Origin of the sequence: Streptomyces sp. SID9727 (assembly GCF_010550605.1) — a bacterium.
In the GTDB taxonomy this organism is placed as follows: domain Bacteria; phylum Actinomycetota; class Actinomycetes; order Streptomycetales; family Streptomycetaceae; genus Streptomyces.
Genome location: NZ_JAAGNI010000065.1, coordinates 1 through 18,194, shown reverse-complemented (window position 1 = coordinate 18,194; position 18,194 = coordinate 1). Strand labels below are relative to the sequence as shown.

Here is an 18,194-nt window from a genome sequence, read left to right as displayed (position 1 = left end):
AGGTCGAGTGGTCGGCCCTGCACGCGGAGGAGGTCCGGGAGCCGGACGGGCTGGCCGGGGCGTTCACGGACCTCGGGCCGGAGGCCGCCGCGCGCTGCCTGGCGCAGGCCCGCGAGGCGTACGCGGCCGGGCGCGTCGCCACCGCCGACGAGGCGGTCGCCGCGACCTGGCGGTGGCGGTCCGGGGGCTTCCCGCGCCTGGTCCAGCTGGCCGGGCCTTCGGGCAGCGGCAAGAGCACCTTCGGCCGGGGCCTGCCGGGGGTCGCCACGTACCTCTCGCTGGACGACCTGCGCCTGGCCCGGGGCTCGCGCGCCGACCAGAGCGCCAACGGGGACGTGCTGCGGGAGGGCCTGGACCGGCTGGACGCGGTCCTCGTCCCCGGCGCGACGGTGGTCTGGGACGCCACCTCGCTCAACCCGCACCAGCGCTCGCTGGTCCACGCGGTCGCCCGGCGCCGGGACGCCCTGGTCACCCACGCCGTGGCCTGGATCGGCGAGGCGGAGCTGGCGGCGCGCAACGGACGCCGGGAGCACCCGGTACCCCCGCAGGTGCTGGCGTCGCAGCTGCACCGGTTCGTGCCCCCGTACCCCGGCCAGGCGCACCGCACCTGGTACATCGGCACCAGCGGAACCGTGGAGGACCGGGCCTGATGCGCACGAGCGAGGAGATCTACCACCGCGTCCGCTGGGACGCCCGCTTCGACCTGGCGCGCTTCGTGCTGGGCGTGGCGCAGCGCGGCCGGGACCCGAAGCGGGTGCCGCTGGACCGGTTCACGCCGGGCGGGGACATCCCCTGGCACCGGGTGCTGTTCTTCGAGGCGGACGGCGAGGTGGTCTGGGACCGTGCCACGGGCACGGACCGCATCGACGCGACGGACGCCGGCCGGATCCGGGAGGCGCGCCGCCTGCCGTCCCCGTACTTCACGGCCCGGACCCCGCACGCGTACTCCCCGGCGACGGGAACCTGGGAACCGGCGTCCACGGGCACGGAGGGCCCGCCCGGCCCGCTGACGGTCCTCACCTGGAACACCCTCTGGGACCGCTACGACAGCGACCGCATCGACACCGCCCGCCGCCGCCCCCTGCTCGCCCAGGCGCTGCGCGCGGCGGACGCGGACGTGATCGCGCTCCAGGAGGTGGAGCCCGCGCTGCTGGCGCTGCTGCTGGACTCCGACTGGGTACGTGCCCACTACACGCTCGCGACCGACCCCGCCGGGCACGACGTCCCGGACCACGGTCTGCTGCTGCTCAGCCGCCTGCCGGTGAGCGAGGCGGCGGTGCACGTGCTGGGCCCGCACAAGGCGGTAGCGGCGGCGGTCGTGGAGACGGCGGACGGACCGGTCACGGTGGCCGTCACCCACCTCAGCAGCGACCACTCCCCCGAGGGCGCGTCCCGCCGTGACGCCGAACTGACGGATCTGGCGACGGGTTTGGCGGCGGTGGCGGGCGAGCTCGTCCTCGTCGGCGACTTCAACGACGGCGGCGACCACCCGCAGACCCGCCTGGCGATGGCGGACGCGTGGACGCAGGTGCACGGCCCCGCCGACGACACCCCGACCTTCGACCCGTCGGCCAACCCCCTGGCCGCGATCTCGTCCCTCTCGGGCCGGGTCTCCCGCCTGGACCGGGTGCTGCTGCGCACGGACCGGCTGCGGGCGTGCGGGGCGGCCCTGCTCGGGGAAGAGCCCGGGCCGGGCGGGCTGTACGTGTCGGATCACTACGGGGTACGGGTGGGGCTCGGCGCGGCTTCCCGGGTGGCCGCCGAACCCGAGCGCTCCGCCCCGGAGACCGAGGCCGTGACCGCCCGCGTCGCCGCCGCCCTCCCCGACGCACTGGTCCACCTCGTCGGCTCCCGGCGCATGGGCTGCGCGCGCCCCGGCGCGGACCTGGACCTGGTGGCGGCGCTCCCCGACGTCGCGGGCGTGCGGGACCGGCTCGCCGCCGCCTTCCCGGAGGCGCGGGACCTGCGCGAGGTGACGGGCGCCCGGGTCCCGGGCCTGCGGTGGTACGTGGACGGCCTGCGGATCGACCTGGTCACCGTGGGGACGGGCCCCCTCCCCCCGGCCGAAGCGATCGCCCGCCGCACGGAGTTGGGCGAGGCGGCGGCGGTCGCGCTGAGCGCGGTGAGCGACGCGGAGGCGGTGCTCGCGGCGGTGGAGCCCCACCGGGAGGCGTTCACCGCGCTGGCCCGGCAGGTCAAGGAGTGGGCGGCGGCGAGGGGCCTGGACTCCGCGCCGTGCGGCGGCCTGCCGGGGATCGCCTGGGCGACCCTCGCGGCCCGCACGGCCCACGAGGGTGGCGGCCTTCGGGACTTCTTCGCCACCTGGGCCGCATGGGACTGGCGCACCCCGGTGGGCGAGGGCCCGGCGACGGGCGACCCGGTCACGGTGTACACCCCGACGGCCCCGGTCCGTTCCTGCACGGTCCAGGTGAGCACCGCAGGGCGCGACGTGCTGACGGCGGAGCTGTTCCGGGCCTGGGAGCTCCTGGACACCGATCCGGACCGGCTCTGCGCCCCGCCGGCCCTCACCGAGCACACCGCCTGGGCCCTCGCGACGGCGGCCCCGCCCGAGGAGGGCCGCCTCCGCGGACGCCTCCTCGCCCTCACCGCCGCCCTGGCGGAGGCGGGCGCCCCGGACTGTCGCGTGTGGCCGCGCCCGATCGCGACCCCCGACCACACGGGCTACGCGATCGGCCTGGGCGCGACACCGCCGGACGGGGCCCGGCTGGCGGAGATCGGGGCGGAGGTACTGCGCGGGCTCAGGGAGGCGTCGCTGCGCCCCGGCCCGCGTCCGCGCGACGTCTGAGACCAGGCGGCTACGGGGTCTCGTGCCGCGTCAGCCAGCTCGCGACCTCGGCCACCACGGCGGGGTCCACATGGCCGGGCCGTGCGTAGCCGGCCGGGGTGGACGGGCCGCTCCCGGCGAAGAAGAGGTGGTCGAGATGGTCGTGGACCCGGATGGCCACCTCCGGCCGGCCCGCCAGGGCCCGCCGCCAGCCCGGCAGGTCGTCGGCCACGGTCACCTGGTAGTCCCGGCCGCCCTGGAGGATCAGCATCGGGCACTCCAGCCCGGCCGCCGTGGCCGCCGGGTCGTAGCCGCGCAGGTCGAGCCAGTAGGAGGCGGAGAACCCCAGCGGCAGCGACTCCGGGGGCGCGTCGGGCGTGAGACCCGGGTCCGCGACCGCGTCGGCCTGCCGGACCAGGGTCGCCACCATCGCGTCGGCGGCCGGCCCGGGCGCGAGCCGCGCCAGGTGGCGGGCCACGCGGACGGCCGCCTCGTGCATCGGCTGCGTGTCCGCGGCGAGCATCACCAGACCCGCGATCGACGGATCGGCCGCGGCGATCCGGGGCGCCGCCTTGCCGCCCATGCTGTGCCCCAGCAGGTGGACGCGGTCCGGGGCCACCTCCGGCCGCTCCCGCAGCAGCCGGACGGCGGCGAGGGCGTGCGGCACGTACTCGTCGGCCATCGTGAAGTCCGGCCGCAGACGGTCCGGGTGGGCGAAGGTCACCTTGTCGAAGCGCAGCACGGCCACCTGCCGGGACGCGAGGCCCCACGCGAGGTCCTTCAGCGGCTTGTTCGCCCCGATGCTCTCGTCCCGGTCGAACGCGCCGCCACCGCTGAGCAGCACCACGGCGGGCCACGGCCCCTCACCCCGAGGCAGGGTGAGCGTTCCGGGGACCGCGAGCGGCCCGGTGCCCACGACGACGTCGCACTCGGTGAACCGGTCCTCGTCCACGTACCCCGGCGGCTCCCACGCGGCGCCGCCCTGCGCGTCGAACCGCAGCCCCTGCAAGAGACCGTCGGCACCGGCCGACGTGACCACGGTGAACCCGCCTTCGGCGCAGACCACGGGTATGCGTACGCGCGCCGAGCCGGCCTCGGCCACCGGCTCCTCGACGACCGCGCAACCGCCCCGTCCAGCGACCTCGGCCGCCCACGCGAGCCGCAACTGCTTGCCGGACACGGCCGCGCGCAGCGGAGGCGCGAACAGGTCCACCGACTCCTCGAACCGCTCCGCCCGCAGCAGCGCGGCGAACCGACGCGCCGCCTCCGGCACCCCACCCTCGACCGTTCTCATAGTTGAGAAAGGTATCAGCCATGAGAAGGTGAGCGGGTGGATTCCCTGGACCTGCTCGCCCATCCCATCCGGCTGCGGATCGTTCTCGCGATGGGCGGCGCGCGCACCCTGACCACCTCTCAGCTCTGCGCCCGCATCCCGGAGGCGTCCAAGGCCACGGTCTACCGGCACATCGACCTGCTGACGTCCGGCGGGCTCCTTGAGGTGGCCGAGGAGCGCCGGGTGCGCGGTGCGGTGGAACGCCACTACCGGCTCCGCCAGGACCGGGCCACGATCAGCCCGGAAACGGTCTCCACGCTCACCCCGGAGGACCACCGGCGCGCCTTCGCCACCGCGATGACCGCCTTGCTGGCCGAGTTCACCGCCTACCTGGACCGCGACGGGGCCGATCCCGTGGCCGACCTCGTGGGCTACCGCCAGCACGCGCTCTGGCTCAGCCCGGCGGAGCTGGAGGAGCTGATCGGCGGCCTGCGCGCGGCCATCGCCCCGAAGCTCGCCAACGAGCCGGGCCCGGGGCGCACGCAGTACCTGCTCAGCCCGATCCACTTCCCGATGGAGGCGCCTCTCCCGGAGCCCGGGGTGTAGCGATCCGCGACAGCTTCCTGCTGACCGTGACCAAGCGACACGTTCAGAGGTCGCCGTAATCCAGGAGACCATTCTCCAGCACGTGCTGCCGGAAGCCGCCTGGCCCGAAAGGCAGAAAGTACTCCCCCTCAATGAGGTTGTCGGCGAGCTTTTCCACCATGACTGTCGTCAGTTTCCCCTCGCGAATCGCATCGCACAGAATGGGGACGGTCGCCGTGACCCTGATGCCTTCCTCATCCGCGATCCGGCGCGGCGCGGCGTCGTCCACGACGATTTCACAACCGTAGATTTTCCCCATGGCGAGAACTTCACATTCGCCTACATTTTTGCCACCGGCGACCAACCGGTCGTGGTAGCGGGAGAACACCCCCATGTATTCCATGGACTCCGACGAGTGGACGTGAATCCAGTCGGCTTCGATCACCTGCCGCACGGCGGGTATGTGGTCGGCGGCATTGTAGAGTTCACTTTCCACGGCGCTCGGAATGTACACGCGCCGATCCCCTGCGAGGAACCGTAAGACGCCCAGCCATCCCTGGGCGGCGAAGTGACGCAGGGGGCCCGTGTCAAAAACCCAGGCGTCTTCAGGCACTGTCACGAAACGAACCGCCAGATCTCGTCGGGCCGCCGCAGGCGATTTCGCGGCAGATCCGTCTCGCCGAAAGTACCTTGCAGCAAATCAAGAGCCCGGTCGCGGCTGATCCGTTCGTCACGTACCAACCGCAGCACTGCGCGCGCGAAGTTCCGAGGAACTGTTGTACCGTCCAGTTCCTCAAGAGGTACATGGAGGTTCATCTCGACGATGTCAGCCTGGTTGGTACGGAACTTGCGCACCGAACCGGTGGTCTCGTTATCCGCCAGACCCAGTTCCTTCAGCCGCGTCGCCAGGGTAGCCATGTCGACGCGGAATTCACTGGCGAGCAAAATTGCCGCGCTGCGCTCATCGTGCAGCCGAACCTTCTGCTGCCAACCGCGGCCGACCGCGTCCCCGGGTAGCAGAAGCGCGCGCGCGAAACGATCGAGGCGCGATTCCATCGGGACATCGCAGTCGGAATGCGCGGCCACCCGCCAGTCGACGGTGTAGTCGTCAGCGATGAGGTAGTGGCCCAGTTCGTGCGCAAGCGCCAGCCGCCTTCGGCCGACCTTCATGTAACTGTTGACCAGGCTGACCCCGCCCCGGCGCAACAGGATCGTCCCGGCGTCGGCCGTGTCCTCGCCGATGTTGCGGGAGAAGGCCAGGAGACCGACGCCCGCCACTCTCTCGCAGAGCTGGGAGATCGGTTCACCTACCGAAAGCCCCATCAGTTCACGCGCTTTCGCGGCAAGCGCTTCGGCCTCGGAGTTGGTCGAGGGTGGCACGATGCCGGCTTGAGCGACTGCGGCGGCGGCATCGAGGCCGAGCTCCTGGACGCCCAGCGAATCAACGAACTCGACCTCGCCCGCGAGGTTCGCGAGGAGCGCGTCGACCTGGGAATCGACCGTGTCCAGGCCCTGACTGGATCGGTGCGAGACAAGGGCCGGGACCGGCTCCTCGAAGAACGTGAACATGCGAACACCGAGCGCGCCGGCGATATCGGACAGCTCCAGCGCCGTGACTCGGCGAACGCCCCCCTCGACCTTGTTCACCGCCGTGCGCTCGATGCCCACCGCCTGGCCGAGTTCCTCTTGGCTCATACCCGCGCGCTTACGGGCATCGCGGATGCGCTCACCAAGCGTGCGTGCGTCGATGCTAGCCATACGTGCGATTCTCGCACGCTGCCGGGGGAGCGTCGAGCGGATCGGCGGCAGACCCGCGCCTCTTCCGGCAGGCACGGCCCCGCCCGCCCGGACCCGTGCCGTGGGCCCGTGGGCAGCGGGGCGCACCTGCTACTGACGGCGCCCGCCTGCGTACGAAACGAACCCCGCCCACGCGGACTCGCCGAAGGCGAGCTGCGGCACGGAGAGGTCCTTGGAGTCACGGACGCGCACCGCGCCGGGCGCGGCGGCGACCTCAACGCACTCGTTGCTGTCGCTGCTGTCGCTGTAGCTGCTCTTGAACCACTCGGTCTCGCGGGCCATGTCCCTCTCCCAGCGCGTGAAGAATCAGCAGTCGGCTGCGTACGAAACGAAGCCCGCCCACGCGGACTCGCCGAAGGCGAGCTCCGAAATGGACAGGTCCTTGGAGTCGCGGACACGCACCGAACCGGACGCCGTTGCGACCTCTACGCAGTCGTGGCCGTCGCTGCTGTCGCTGTAGCTGCTCTTGAACCACTTCAACCGGGGCACTTCCTCGGCAGCGGTCTTGCGGATCATGTCTCTCCCAGCACTTGCTCGATGAAAGCCCTCGACTCCCCTGGCGAGAGAGCCCGAGCCCGGATGATGCCATGCCGCAGGTCCAGGATGCGGAGGTGCCTCGGCTCGGACACCGGCCGACCGCCGAACTCGTTGTCCGTGCGCCCTACAGCCGAGCCGTCTGCGAACTTCAACACCTGAATCCTTCCTCCTGTTCCAGGGTGGTCGCCTCGACACGTCGGCATCACCTGGATCTCGACGTTGGGCAACTTCGCTACCTCCAGTAGGTGTTCGAGCTGCTCTCGCATCACCGCCGCACCCCCGATCGGGCGGCGCAGTGTCACCTCCTCCTGGATGAAACTGAACTCCGGAGCGGGGTCACGCTCGAAGATGGACTGCCGAGCCATACGCGCGTCCACCAGCCGCCGGAGCTCCTCCTGCGAGTACGCGGGCCGACGCGTGGCGAGCAGCGCCTCCGTGTACGCCTTGGTCTGCAAGAGGCCGTGGATGTTGTGGTTGCCGTACGAGGACAATTCAACCGCCTTGGCCTCCAGCTTCGCCAGGTCCCGGACCTTCTTCGGGTACCGCACCGCCGCCAGGTCCTGCTTCATCGCAGCGATCTTCCCCGCCGCCCCGCACACCTGATCCGCCATGTCCAGCAGCTCCGGCCGAGGAATCCGCCGCCCACCCTCCACCTTGTAGATCAGGTTCTCCCCGTACCCCAACCGCATCCCGAACTCCGCCGCCGTCAGCCCCGCCGCCTCGCGCCAGGCCCTGATCTGGCGGCCCACGGCGGCGACCACCGCGACGCCCGACTCGTCGTCCGGGTCGACATCCCAGCCGGGCTCATCGGCCCCCGCGTCGGCCTGCCACTCCGTACCGACCTCGTCCACACTCATCCGTGCCCCGCTTCCGCGCGCGTGCCGTCGTTTCTCAACCGTGTACGTCCCCCGGGCGTCACCCCGTACAGCGGGGACAGCGCTGGACAAGCTGGGGACAATGACCGTACGTAAGCACCGAGTCACTGTTCACCGTAGGCGCCCACGGCCACCCTGAGTGACGTGAACCGAGAAATCACCCGAACCGAACGTTCCGCTCCCGCCCGGCAGTTCGCCGTACTGCTCTCCCCCACGCGCCGGGGCGCACGTCTCGCCCGGCTGCTCACCACGGCGCACTTGGGCGACTGGGGGCTCCCCACCGAAGCCGCCGCGCACATCGTCGCCGAGCTGGCCGCGAACGCGGCCACGCATGGGCGGGTGCAGGGCCGGGACTTCCGACTCAGCCTCACCGTGAGTGAGGCGTCGCGGCTGCGGATCGAGCTGACCGACACGCGGAGTGACCGCCTCCCGGTCCCCGACAGCCCCACCCCGTACGCGGAGAGCGGGCGCGGCCTGCTTATCGTCGAGGCGCTGGCGGACCGCTGGGGCGTCGAGGAGGGGCCGGTCCCGCGCAAGACGGTGTGGGCGGAGCTGGACCTCGTACCGTGACGGCCCCCACCGCGTCCCGGACCACCGGGTCGCGGTCCTCCGCGATGCAAGAAAGGCTTTTAAAGAACCTGGGAAAGAACCGGACCAGACCCCACCCCACCCCGCTCTGACCTGCATCACTCGCGCGAGTGAACTAGGCCAACTGGGCTGGATTCGGCACAGGTCGCCTGGCATATGCTCGCCGCGACAACGACACCACAGAACGTGACGGCCCCCGGCGAGACGCCAATCTCCACCGAGGGCCTGACCAACACGGAAGAGACCACTTCCTGATGGCTACCCCGCAGGTTATCGCTCCCCCGCGCACCCGCTCCGGCTCCCCCACCGCAGGCGTCCAGCACGTCAACGTCCGCCACACGTCCGGCTTCACGGTGATCGGCAACCACCTCACCCAGCACCCGGACCTCTCGCTCCTCGCGATCGGGCTCGCCGCGCACATCCAGTCACTGCCCGCCGGGGCCCGGGTGGGCATCAAGTTCCTCACCGCCCGCTTCCCGGAGAGCGAGGCCCGAATCGCCGCCGCTCTGCGCGAGTTGGAGACCGCCGGGTACGTGCACCGGGGCCGCGTACGCCTGCCGGACGGCCGTGTCGTCACCCTGACGACGTCGTACAACCAGCCGCGCGCCACGGCACCGGCACCGGCACCGGCCGCCTCCCCCGCCCCGGCCAAGCAGCCGCCGCCACCGCCCATCCCGGTCGAGACCCGGCACCGGGCCGCCGCGAACCTCCTGGCGGGGCTCCGCCGCCACGCGCCTCAACTCACCCTCTCCGCAAAGGACATCGGCGAACTCGCCCCCGAGGTCACCGCCTGGTTCGACCGCGACCTGCACCCCGCCACCGTCCGGCACGCCCTGACCAGCGACCTCCCGCCGGTCGTCAGGCACCCGGCCGGGTTCCTCCGGACCCGCCTGACCGCACTACTCCCGCCCCCGCTCCCCGCCGCACCGGAACGGACGGCCCCCGGGGTCATCCCGCTCCAGGACTGCGACCGCTGCGACCGCGTCTTCCGCGCCCCGGAACCAGGCCACTGCCGCGACTGCCGCGAGGCCGAGACGTACGAAGCCGCCTAGGGCGTGTTTCGAAAGTCCCGCCTGTCCGGCGACGCCTGGCACGCACGCTCGCCGCGTTGTCGGGATCACCCCGATACAACCAGTATCGGGGCGACCCTCCGCCTTGCGATCGCACGCACCAGACGCCGCCGGACCCGCCCTACGGGCGGACGGCGCTACTTTCGAAACACGCCCTAGGGCCGCCGCGTCCTACCAGCCCGTCGGCAGGCTCCTGAGGAACGGGGCGAGACGGTCGGCGATCAGACGGTCGTCGCGGGCCGAGGTGTGCCCGTCGCATCCGAGGAGATCCAGGCCCGACAGATCGAGGGACCAGTAGTGGACCCCGCTGTCGCCCGCGCCGTTGCGCGCGTCGACCACCTGCCGCACGTGCTCGGCGTTCCTGTCGAAGCCGACGGCCACGAGGCTGGTGCCGCAGCCGTAGCGCGTCCGCAGTTTCCGGAGGAACTCGTCGTAGGCAGTGCGGTAGGCGAGCGCGAGGCCGTCCAGCGTCCACGATTCACCGGGGGCGAGGTCGGAGAAGTCGTTGGAGCCTAGGTTGACCACCACGATGTGCGGCCGCCACATCCCCGGGTTCTGCCAGACGTCGCCGTCCACGTTCAGCAACGCGCGGTCGTAGTACGTCCGGTACGTGAGGTCGGGGCAGATGCCCGCGACGTTGCGCACCATACCGAAGCCGGAGAAGCCGTTGAGCTGGTAATCGGCGCCCAGCCGCCGCGCGGTGAGGGCGCCGTGACTCACGTCGCTGTTGGTGTTCCGCCTCACCTGTTCGGGATCGCAGGCGCCGGTGTGCGGCACATTGCCGTAGCCCACCGTGATGGAGTCCCCGATGAACTCGATCTGCCGGTCTCGGGGCGCCGGCCTGCCCAGTACGGCACCCCCGGGCGCGGCGAGGAAGCCTCCGAACGCGCTGGTCTCCCCGGGGGTGTCGTTCCGCTTGACGACCCGGACCGCGTGCTCACCGTCCGGCAGGCCGTTGATCCAGTACGTGGCGTCGCCAGGGGTGACCAGGGTGGCGACGGTGGCCCCGTCGACCTGGACGTCGTAGTCGGCGGCCGCGCAGTCGATCACCACCCCGACCCCGGTCCCCCGGAAGCGGGCCTCGAAATACACCCCGGGCCAGCTGAACTCCACCGTCTCCCCGCAGTCCCTCACCCGCCCTGCGGTGTGCACCTGCTCCAAGACGCGCCGTACAGGGGCCGATTGACGCAGGCCCCCTCTTCCGGAAGTCATCCGCTGCCCTCTCTGTCCCTGCGGCGCATGAGTGGATCACGGCTGAACGTCCGGCATTCCGCTCCCGGGTGTCAATCGATTTGAAGTAGAGGACCGCCCCGGACGGCAGGGCCCTCACCCCCGGGCGTCGGCGACCCCCGCACTGTCCATGTAGTCGCGTACGCGCGTGAGCAGCCCACCCCGGACGTGCAGCACCAGCAGCCCGGGAACGGTGAACTCGCCGGCCTTGCCCGGCAGCACGCCCACCACGACGTGCTCCGCGACGATCACGCCCGGCTCGGCGGCCTCGTGGACCGCGATCCTCCGCACCTCGCGCACCTCGGCGGGACTGGCACCCCAGACCGCCCGATATCCGGCGCGCACGGCCTCGCGGCCCTCGAAGCGGGGCGGGAAGCCGGGCGAGGCGAACGGGAACTCGTGCACCGCGTCGGCGGCGTAGAGGTCGGCGAGGTCGTCCGGCGACTTGTCGATCATGGCCTGGTAGTAGCGGGTCAGCACCTCGTGAGGCGTGCGCGGGGCGGACGCTTCCGGACGGGACACGGGGTCACTCCATTCGCTCAACAGCTGTTGACCCAGTCACGGTAGGCCCGGCCGGAGATTCGGTCAACGGCTGTAGAGTGAATGAGGTGTCCACTCCCCACCAGTCCCGCGCCGACCGCCGCCGAGCGACCGAGATCCGCATTCTCAGCAGCGCCCGTGAGCTGTTCGCCGAGAAGGGCTTCGAGCGCACCACCATCCGCGCGGTGGCGAGCGCGGCGGGCGTCGATCCGGCCCTGGTCATGCAGTACTTCGGCTCGAAACGGGAGCTGTTCGGGCAGGCCGTGCAGGCGCTGCCCGCCCCGCTGACGGCCGCGGACGCCGACGACCTGGCCGATCAGCTGGTGGCCTCACTGGGCCTCAAGCTCGGCGGTCTGCCCGAAGGCACGCTCGCGGTGATGCGGTCGATGCTCACGGACCGGGCGGCGGCCGACCACGTACGCGCCGCCCTCGGCCGGCAGGTCGACAGCGTCGGCGCCGCCCTGCCGGACGCGGACGACCCCGAACTGCGTGCCGCGCTCATGGTCACCGCGCTGCTGGGCGTGACCATCGGCCACCAGCTCCTCGGCCTGACCGTGCTCCGCGAGGCATCCGCGGAGCACATCGCCGCGCTGCTCCGCCCCGCGATCCAGGCCCTGTCGGGTCCGATCGTTGAGGATTGAAACTTCCCGCCCCGGCCGGGCGTCTCTCCTCACATGGACACCGCAGCACACACGAACCCCCGCCGCGAAGCCCTCACCGGTGCCGCCGGGCTCCTCACGGCGGCGATCGGCGCCCTCGCGGGCCTCGCGGTCTGGCTGCCGTACGGCCGGAGCAGCCTCTCCGGCGCCTTCGAGAGCGAGCGCAACACCGACGTCCTGTTCCTGGGCCTGCCCATGCTGCTGCTCGGCGGCACGCTCACGGCCCTGGCCGCCTTCACCGCCGTACGCGGACGGTGGCGCACCGCCCTCGCCCTGACGGCGGCCGTCGCCGCCCTCGCGGCCCTCGGCTACGGCTTCGACGTCCTGGCCGAGCCGCAGACGACCACGGACTGCGGCTCGCCCTGCTGAGCAGCCGACGACTGGCGACCGGCCACTACGCCGGATGCGCCTCCCGCCACGCCCGCATCGACCGGTCCCACTCGTCCCCCGTCAACGCCGTGAGCGAGGCCGGGAACAGGCCGTCCTCCTCCTTGGCGATGTGGTGGTGCAGCTCCTCCACGGCCTCGCGCAGCCGGACGACGTCCTCCTCGCGGCTCAGGTCGATCCCGCGCAGGAACGCGCCCAGCTCGCGGTGTTCGCGTACGAGCGCGTCGATGTAGTCCGCGTACTCCGGATCGGCGCTCATCACCGCGAAGAGCCCTTGCTCCTCGCCCCGCCAGTGCGCCACGAGCTCGCGTTCCATCCGGGCGACCAGCTCCACGACGCGGGCCCGGTCTCCGTCGTCCAGCGCGCGCAGGGCCGCACCCGCCGTGTCCGTGACGGACTCGTGCTCCGCGATGAACTCCTTGATCAGCGGCATCTCACGGCAGCCGCAGTAGTGGCACATGGGCGCCACCCTGCCAGACGCGCCCCGCCCGCCCGCGCTCTGACAGACTCCCGCCATGCATGTACGCACCACTCAAGCCTGGGCCCTGCGCCCCGCCACCTCCGCCGACCTGGACGACATAGTCGAGCTCCGGGCCGTCGTGATGCGCCCCGACCTCGTCCGCCTCGGCCGCTTCGACGAGCACCGGGTGCGGCAGCGGATGCGCGACTCGTACGTCCCCGAGCACACCTCGGTCATCGTGGTGGACGGGCGGTTCGCGGGCTGCGTGACGCTGCGGCCGTACGAGGACGGGTGGTGCCTGGAGAGCTTCTTCCTGGACGCGGCGCTCCAGGGGCGCGGCATCGGCTCCGGCGTACTGCGGCACCTGCTGGCGCGTACGGACGCCGAAGGGGTGCCGGTGCGGCTGAACGTGCTCCAGGGCAGCGCCGCGCGGCGGCTGTACGGGCGGCACGGCTTCGTGACCGAGCGGGAGGACCCGGTGGACGTGTTCATGATCCGGCGGCCGTGAACACCCGGCACACCGAAGGGCCCCGCCCCACCGCGTGAACGGTGGGACGGGGCCCTTCTTGGTGCTCTGTGCGGAGCTACCAGGTCAAACCAACAAGGACTTACTTGTTGATCTTGGTGACCTGGCCGGCGCCCACGGTCCGGCCACCCTCACGGATGGCGAACTTCAGGCCCTCCTCCATGGCGACCGGCTGGATCAGCTGGACCGACATGACGGTGTTGTCGCCCGGCATGACCATCTCGGTGCCCTCGGGGAGGGTCACGACGCCGGTCACGTCCGTGGTACGGAAGTAGAACTGCGGGCGGTAGTTGTTGAAGAAGGGGGTGTGACGGCCACCCTCGTCCTTCGACAGGATGTAGGCCTGGGCCTCGAACTCGGTGTGCGGCGTGACCGAACCGGGCTTGATGATGACCTGGCCGCGCTCGACGTCCTCGCGCTTGATGCCACGGAGGAGCAGACCGACGTTCTCACCGGCCTGGCCCTCGTCGAGCAGCTTGCGGAACATCTCGATGCCGGTGACCGTGGTGGTGGTCTTCTCCTGCTTGATGCCCACGATGTCAACGGTCTCGTTGACCTTGAGGACACCACGCTCGATACGACCGGTGACGACGGTGCCACGACCGGTGATCGTGAAGACGTCCTCGATCGGCATCAGGAACGGCTTGTCGACGTCGCGCTCGGGCTGCGGGATGTTCTCGTCCACGGCCTTCATGAGCTCGAGGACGGTGTTGCCCCACTCCTTGTCGCCCTCAAGGGCCTTGAGCGCCGAGACCTTGACGACCGGAAGGTCGTCGCCCGGGAACTCGTACTCGGAGAGCAGCTCGCGGACCTCGAGCTCGACGAGCTCCAGGATCTCCTCGTCGTCCACCATGTCGGCCTTGTTCAGGGCGACGACGATGTACGGAACGCCGACCTGGCGGGCCAGAAGCACGTGCTCCTTGGTCTGCGGCATCGGGCCGTCGGTGGCGGCGACCACGAGGATGGCGCCGTCCATCTGCGCGGCACCGGTGATCATGTTCTTGATGTAGTCCGCGTGACCCGGGCAGTCGACGTGCGCGTAGTGACGCGACTCCGTCTGGTACTCGACGTGCGCGATCGAGATGGTGATACCGCGCTGGCGCTCCTCGGGAGCCTTGTCGATCTGGTCGAAGGCCGAGGCCTCGTTCAGGTCCGGGTACGCGTCGTGCAGCACCTTGGTAATGGCGGCCGTGAGGGTCGTCTTACCGTGGTCGATGTGACCGATGGTGCCGATGTTGACGTGCGGCTTAGTCCGCTCGAACTTCGCCTTCGCCACTGGGTCCTCCTGTGGAGTGGTTCTGTACGCCTTGCTTCATCGGCGCCAGGTGATCTTTGCTGGGATGCCGGCCCCCGGGGGCATTCTCCGCGAAGTGTGAACTGCGCGACGAATGCCCCACGGGCTCCGGTGACAAGCCTAAAGCGTGAGCTCGGGAGAGTTACTCGCCCTTGGCCTTCGCGATGATCTCCTCGGCGACGTTCCGCGGAACCTCGGCGTAGGAGTCGAACTGCATCGAGTAGCTTGCGCGACCCGAGGTCTTGCTGCGGAGGTCTCCGACGTAGCCGAACATCTCCGAGAGGGGCACGAGGCCCTTCACGACGCGAGCGCCGCTGCGCTCCTCCATGGCCTGGATCTGGCCACGGCGGGAGTTGAGGTCGCCGATGACATCGCCCATGTAGTCCTCGGGCGTGGTGACCTCGACGGCCATCATCGGCTCCAGGAGCACGGGGGACGCCTTGCGGGCACCCTCCTTGAACGCCTGCGAACCGGCGATCTTGAAGGCGAGCTCCGAGGAGTCGACCTCGTGGTAACCACCGTCGATCAGGGTGACGCGGACGCCCACCATCTCGTAACCGGCCAGGACACCGAACTGCATGGCTTCCTGGGCACCCGCGTCCACCGAGGGGATGTACTCACGGGGGATGCGGCCACCGGTGACCTTGTTGACGAACTCGTACGACGCGTCGCCGCCCTCGAGGGGCTCGATGGCGATCTGCACCTTCGCGAACTGGCCGGTACCACCAGTCTGCTTCTTGTGCGTGTAGTCGATGCGCTCGACGGCCTTGCGGATCGTCTCGCGGTACGCGACCTGCGGCTTGCCGACGTTCGCCTCGACGCGGAACTCGCGCTTCATGCGGTCGACGAGCACCTCGAGGTGAAGCTCGCCCATACCACCGATGATGGTCTGGCCGGTCTCCTCGTCGGAGTGCACCTGGAAGGACGGGTCCTCCTCGGAGAGGCGCTGGATGGCGACACCCAGCTTCTCCTGGTCACCCTTGGACTTGGGCTCGATCGCGACCTGGATGACCGGCGCCGGGAAGTCCATGGACTCCAGGATGACCGGGTTCTTGTCGTCGCACAGCGTCTCACCGGTGGTGGTCTGCTTCAGGCCCATGACGGCGATGATGTCGCCGGCGCCCACCGAGTCGATCTCCTCACGCTTGTTCGCGTGCATGCGGTAGATCTTGCCGATGCGCTCCTTCTTGCCCTTGACGGAGTTCAGCACCGCGGTGCCGGCGTCCAGGCGACCGGAGTAGATCCGGACGAAGGTGAGCTTGCCGAGGTGCGGGTCGCTCGCGATCTTGAACGCCAGAGCCGACAGCGGCTCGTCGTCCGAGGGCTTGCGCTTCACGACGGTCTCGGGGTCCTTGGGGTCGTGGCCCTCGATGGCCTCGACGTCCAGGGGGGAAGGCAGGTAGCGGACGACCGCGTCGAGCAGGGGCTGGACGCCCTTGTTCTTGAACGCGGTGCCACAGAACACCGGGGTGACGGTGACGGAGTCGGCGCCGCCCTTGGAGGCGAGGGTGATGCGACGGATCGCCTCGTGCAGCTGCTCCTGGGTGGGCTCGGTGCCCTCCAGGTACAGCTCCATCATGGCGTCGTCGTTCTCGGCGACGGCCTCAAGGAGCTTGCCGCGCCACTCGTCCGCCTGCTCCTGGAGCTCGGCCGGGATGTCAACGACGTTGTACATCTCGCCCTTGGCGGCCTCTTCGGGGTACACGAAGGCCTTCATCGACACCAGGTCGACGACGCCCGTGAAGTCCGCCTCGGCACCGATCGGCAGCTGCATGACGATCGGGGTCGCGCCGAGGCGGTCCACGATCATGTTGACGCAGCGCAGGAAGTCGGCACCGGTGCGGTCGAGCTTGTTGACGAAGCAGATACGCGGCACGCCGTAGCGGTCCGCCTGACGCCAGACGGTCTCGGACTGCGGCTCGACGCCGGCCACACCGTCGAACACGGTGACGGCACCGTCGAGGACGCGGAGCGAACGCTCCACCTCGACGGTGAAGTCGACGTGACCCGGGGTGTCGATGATGTTGATGGTGTGGTCAACATCATTGAGCGGCCAGTGGCAGGTCGTCGCGGCGGACGTGATGGTGATGCCGCGCTCCTGCTCCTGCTCCATCCAGTCCATCGTGGCAGCGCCGTCGTGGACCTCACCGATCTTGTACGAAACGCCGGTGTAGAACAGGATCCGCTCAGTGGTGGTCGTCTTGCCCGCGTCGATGTGGGCCATGATCCCAATGTTGCGGACCTTGGCCAGGTCAAGCGAAGTGGTGGCCATAAGGCTCAGTCTTCTCTCGGTCTCGATGGGGGTAGCGACTACCAGCGGTAGTGCGCGAAGGCCTTGTTGGACTCGGCCATCTTGTGGGTGTCCTCACGCTTCTTGACGGCAGCGCCAAGACCGTTCGAGGCGTCGAGCAGCTCGTTCATGAGCCGCTCGGTCATCGTCTTCTCGCGGCGGGCGCGGGAGTAACCCACGACCCAGCGGAGCGCCAGGGTGGCGGCACGACCGGGCTTGACCTCGATCGGCACCTGGTAGGTGGCGCCACCGACACGGCGGGACTTGACCTCGAGCGAGGGCTTGACGTTCTCCAGCGCGCGCTTCAGCGTGATGACCGGGTCGGCGCCGGTCTTCTCACGAAGACCCTCCATGGCGCCGTACACGATCCGCTCGGCGGTGGAACGCTTGCCGTCGAGCAGGATCTTGTTGATCAGCGACGTGACAAGAGGAGAGTTGTAGACCGGGTCGATGATGACCGGGCGCTTCGGGGCGGGGCCCTTACGAGGCATTCTTACTTCTCCTTCTTGGCGCCGTAGCGGCTGCGGGCCTGCTTGCGGTTCTTGACACCCTGGGTGTCGAGCGAGCCGCGGATGATCTTGTAACGAACACCCGGCAGGTCCTTCACACGGCCACCACGCACGAGCACGATGGAGTGCTCCTGCAGGTTGTGTCCCTCACCCGGGATGTAGGCCGTGACCTCGATGCCCGAGGTCAGACGCACACGTGCGACCTTCCGGAGCGCGGAGTTCGGCTTCTTCGGGGTGGTCGTGAACACACGCGTGCAGACGCCGCGGCGCTGGGGCGAACCCTCGAGTGCGGGCGTCTTGTTCTTCTCGACCTTGTCCTGCCGGCCCTTCCGGACCAGCTGCTGGATCGTAGGCACTACTTCTCCGGTTTCTGTGTGCCGTCGGTGAAACTAACCTGGAACGTCACCGACCCACGCGGTCGGGTGTGTCGAATCCTGCGAGCCCGTACCGGAACGGCATGAGGAGCACGGATCACGGTGGCCGAAGACAGGCTCGCCATGCGGTTGAGGACACGCACACGAACCCAGGCACACCCCAGGCACAAGGTCTGAGCGTACCTACCGTACGGACCTGGGTCAAAACAAATGGTGTCCACCTGGGCGGGGCCGCGACCACGGCATCCCGGCGCACCGCCGTGGACGGGCCGGCGCGGGGGCCCGGGGGCCTTCCGGGGCCGCCGTGAACGGCCGCGCCGAGGGGCCCGGCAGGCAGGCACGGGGCAAGGTCCCGGGTGCCGTCCCCTCAGTCCTGCCCGCCGGGGCGGCCCTCGCGGCGCGGCAGGGGCAGCGG

Annotated in this window: 21 protein-coding genes; 8 read left to right on the top strand and 13 right to left on the bottom strand. The window is 70.4% G+C overall.

What is annotated here, in order from left to right:
• Together G3I41_RS04075 and G3I41_RS04070 are read left to right on the top strand one after the other, a co-directional pair.
• Positions 1 to 650, top strand: a 650-nt coding sequence (locus tag G3I41_RS04075; protein WP_164398930.1) for an AAA family ATPase, incomplete at its 5' end; no start/stop codon positions are given.
• On the top strand, positions 650 to 2,806 hold the full coding sequence (locus G3I41_RS04070) for an RNA repair domain-containing protein (RefSeq protein WP_164398929.1): 2,157 nt from the start codon (positions 650 to 652) through the stop codon (positions 2,804 to 2,806). The genes G3I41_RS04075 and G3I41_RS04070, both read left to right, overlap by 1 nt.
• Before the next feature lie 10 nt (positions 2,807 to 2,816).
• Here the strand turns inward: G3I41_RS04070 and G3I41_RS04065 are convergent, their stop codons facing one another.
• On the bottom strand, positions 2,817 to 4,079 hold the full coding sequence (locus G3I41_RS04065) for an alpha/beta hydrolase (protein ID WP_164398928.1): 1,263 nt from the start codon (positions 4,077 to 4,079) through the stop codon (positions 2,817 to 2,819).
• Positions 4,080 to 4,115: 36 nt separating this feature from the next.
• Here G3I41_RS04065 and G3I41_RS04060 point away from each other — a divergent pair, with 36 nt between their 5' ends.
• A complete protein-coding gene (locus tag G3I41_RS04060) occupies positions 4,116 to 4,664 on the top strand; it encodes a helix-turn-helix domain-containing protein (RefSeq protein WP_164398927.1) in 549 nt (182 codons plus the stop codon).
• A gap of 43 nt (positions 4,665 to 4,707) precedes the next feature.
• On the opposite strand, the gene G3I41_RS04055 is transcribed toward G3I41_RS04060, so the two are convergent.
• From G3I41_RS04055 to G3I41_RS04035, 5 genes are all read right to left on the bottom strand, one after another.
• Positions 4,708 to 5,157 (bottom strand): hypothetical protein, encoded by a 450-nt coding sequence (locus G3I41_RS04055; RefSeq protein WP_343242049.1) that lies wholly within the window; start codon positions 5,155 to 5,157, stop codon positions 4,708 to 4,710.
• A gap of 101 nt (positions 5,158 to 5,258) precedes the next feature.
• Positions 5,259 to 6,401, bottom strand: coding sequence for an XRE family transcriptional regulator (locus G3I41_RS04050; protein ID WP_164398925.1), 1,143 nt, complete (start codon positions 6,399 to 6,401; stop codon positions 5,259 to 5,261).
• Between the two features lie 129 nt (positions 6,402 to 6,530).
• The gene (locus G3I41_RS04045) at positions 6,531 to 6,722 is read right to left on the bottom strand and encodes a DUF397 domain-containing protein (RefSeq protein ID WP_164398924.1); all 192 of its coding nucleotides are present in this window, start codon (positions 6,720 to 6,722) and stop codon (positions 6,531 to 6,533) included.
• A 24-nt stretch (positions 6,723 to 6,746) separates the two neighbouring features.
• The gene (locus tag G3I41_RS04040; protein WP_164398923.1) at positions 6,747 to 6,956 is read right to left on the bottom strand and encodes a DUF397 domain-containing protein; all 210 of its coding nucleotides are present in this window, start codon (positions 6,954 to 6,956) and stop codon (positions 6,747 to 6,749) included.
• Positions 6,953 to 7,834 carry a helix-turn-helix transcriptional regulator gene (locus tag G3I41_RS04035; protein WP_164398922.1) on the bottom strand — a complete coding sequence of 294 codons (882 nt, stop codon included), beginning with the start codon at positions 7,832 to 7,834 and terminating at the stop codon, positions 6,953 to 6,955. Before G3I41_RS04035 ends, G3I41_RS04040 begins: the two co-directional genes overlap by 4 nt.
• Before the next feature lie 162 nt (positions 7,835 to 7,996).
• Here G3I41_RS04035 and G3I41_RS04030 point away from each other — a divergent pair, with 162 nt between their 5' ends.
• Together G3I41_RS04030 and G3I41_RS04025 are read left to right on the top strand one after the other, a co-directional pair.
• Positions 7,997 to 8,422, top strand: a complete 426-nt coding sequence (locus tag G3I41_RS04030; RefSeq protein WP_164398921.1) for an ATP-binding protein — start codon at positions 7,997 to 7,999, stop codon at positions 8,420 to 8,422.
• A gap of 272 nt (positions 8,423 to 8,694) precedes the next feature.
• Positions 8,695 to 9,492, top strand: a complete 798-nt coding sequence (locus G3I41_RS04025) for a helix-turn-helix domain-containing protein (RefSeq protein WP_164398920.1) — start codon at positions 8,695 to 8,697, stop codon at positions 9,490 to 9,492.
• Positions 9,493 to 9,681: 189 nt separating this feature from the next.
• Here the strand turns inward: G3I41_RS04025 and G3I41_RS04020 are convergent, their stop codons facing one another.
• Together G3I41_RS04020 and G3I41_RS04015 are read right to left on the bottom strand one after the other, a co-directional pair.
• Positions 9,682 to 10,662, bottom strand: a complete 981-nt coding sequence (locus G3I41_RS04020; RefSeq protein ID WP_343242050.1) for a GDSL-type esterase/lipase family protein — start codon at positions 10,660 to 10,662, stop codon at positions 9,682 to 9,684.
• A 174-nt stretch (positions 10,663 to 10,836) separates the two neighbouring features.
• Entirely contained in the window at positions 10,837 to 11,262 is a 426-nt protein-coding gene (locus G3I41_RS04015) for a nuclear transport factor 2 family protein (RefSeq protein WP_164398918.1), read from the bottom strand.
• 86 nt (positions 11,263 to 11,348) lie between these two features.
• On the opposite strand from G3I41_RS04015, the gene G3I41_RS04010 reads away from it, so the two are divergent.
• Both G3I41_RS04010 and G3I41_RS04005 read left to right on the top strand, forming a co-directional pair.
• Positions 11,349 to 11,921, top strand: coding sequence for a TetR/AcrR family transcriptional regulator (locus G3I41_RS04010; protein ID WP_164398917.1), 573 nt, complete (start codon positions 11,349 to 11,351; stop codon positions 11,919 to 11,921).
• A 33-nt stretch (positions 11,922 to 11,954) separates the two neighbouring features.
• Positions 11,955 to 12,308 (top strand): hypothetical protein, encoded by a 354-nt coding sequence (locus tag G3I41_RS04005; protein ID WP_164398916.1) that lies wholly within the window; start codon positions 11,955 to 11,957, stop codon positions 12,306 to 12,308.
• 25 nt (positions 12,309 to 12,333) lie between these two features.
• Here G3I41_RS04005 and G3I41_RS04000 read toward each other — a convergent pair whose 3' ends face one another.
• Positions 12,334 to 12,786 (bottom strand): hemerythrin domain-containing protein, encoded by a 453-nt coding sequence (locus G3I41_RS04000; RefSeq protein ID WP_164398915.1) that lies wholly within the window; start codon positions 12,784 to 12,786, stop codon positions 12,334 to 12,336.
• A 55-nt stretch (positions 12,787 to 12,841) separates the two neighbouring features.
• On the opposite strand from G3I41_RS04000, the gene G3I41_RS03995 reads away from it, so the two are divergent.
• Entirely contained in the window at positions 12,842 to 13,294 is a 453-nt protein-coding gene (locus G3I41_RS03995) for a GNAT family N-acetyltransferase (RefSeq protein WP_164398914.1), read from the top strand.
• A 100-nt stretch (positions 13,295 to 13,394) separates the two neighbouring features.
• Here G3I41_RS03995 and tuf read toward each other — a convergent pair whose 3' ends face one another.
• The 4 genes from tuf to rpsL form a co-directional block, all read right to left on the bottom strand.
• A complete protein-coding gene (gene tuf / locus G3I41_RS03990; RefSeq protein ID WP_018101246.1) occupies positions 13,395 to 14,588 on the bottom strand; it encodes an elongation factor Tu in 1,194 nt (397 codons plus the stop codon).
• A gap of 160 nt (positions 14,589 to 14,748) precedes the next feature.
• Positions 14,749 to 16,878 (bottom strand): elongation factor G, encoded by a 2,130-nt coding sequence (gene fusA / locus G3I41_RS03985; RefSeq protein ID WP_164398913.1) that lies wholly within the window; start codon positions 16,876 to 16,878, stop codon positions 14,749 to 14,751.
• Positions 16,879 to 16,916: 38 nt separating this feature from the next.
• Positions 16,917 to 17,387, bottom strand: a complete 471-nt coding sequence (rpsG, locus tag G3I41_RS03980; protein ID WP_073964452.1) for a 30S ribosomal protein S7 — start codon at positions 17,385 to 17,387, stop codon at positions 16,917 to 16,919.
• A 2-nt stretch (positions 17,388 to 17,389) separates the two neighbouring features.
• The gene (gene rpsL, locus G3I41_RS03975) at positions 17,390 to 17,761 is read right to left on the bottom strand and encodes a 30S ribosomal protein S12 (protein ID WP_003948652.1); all 372 of its coding nucleotides are present in this window, start codon (positions 17,759 to 17,761) and stop codon (positions 17,390 to 17,392) included.
• Positions 17,762 to 18,194: the final 433 nt, after the last annotated feature.

Coding starts and splice junctions, on each gene's coding strand:
- G3I41_RS04025 (WP_164398920.1), top strand. CDS start 8,695: ATGGCTACCCCGCAGGTTATCGCTCCCCCGCGCACCCGCTCCGGCTCC.
- G3I41_RS04045 (WP_164398924.1), bottom strand. CDS start 6,722: ATGGCCCGCGAGACCGAGTGGTTCAAGAGCAGCTACAGCGACAGCAGC.
- G3I41_RS04070 (WP_164398929.1), top strand. CDS start 650: ATGCGCACGAGCGAGGAGATCTACCACCGCGTCCGCTGGGACGCCCGC.
- G3I41_RS04050 (WP_164398925.1), bottom strand. CDS start 6,401: ATGGCTAGCATCGACGCACGCACGCTTGGTGAGCGCATCCGCGATGCC.
- G3I41_RS04035 (WP_164398922.1), bottom strand. CDS start 7,834: ATGAGTGTGGACGAGGTCGGTACGGAGTGGCAGGCCGACGCGGGGGCC.
- G3I41_RS04000 (WP_164398915.1), bottom strand. CDS start 12,786: ATGTGCCACTACTGCGGCTGCCGTGAGATGCCGCTGATCAAGGAGTTC.
- fusA (WP_164398913.1), bottom strand. CDS start 16,878: ATGGCCACCACTTCGCTTGACCTGGCCAAGGTCCGCAACATTGGGATC.
- G3I41_RS04065 (WP_164398928.1), bottom strand. CDS start 4,079: ATGAGAACGGTCGAGGGTGGGGTGCCGGAGGCGGCGCGTCGGTTCGCC.
- G3I41_RS03995 (WP_164398914.1), top strand. CDS start 12,842: ATGCATGTACGCACCACTCAAGCCTGGGCCCTGCGCCCCGCCACCTCC.
- rpsG (WP_073964452.1), bottom strand. CDS start 17,387: ATGCCTCGTAAGGGCCCCGCCCCGAAGCGCCCGGTCATCATCGACCCG.
- G3I41_RS04040 (WP_164398923.1), bottom strand. CDS start 6,956: ATGATCCGCAAGACCGCTGCCGAGGAAGTGCCCCGGTTGAAGTGGTTC.
- G3I41_RS04005 (WP_164398916.1), top strand. CDS start 11,955: ATGGACACCGCAGCACACACGAACCCCCGCCGCGAAGCCCTCACCGGT.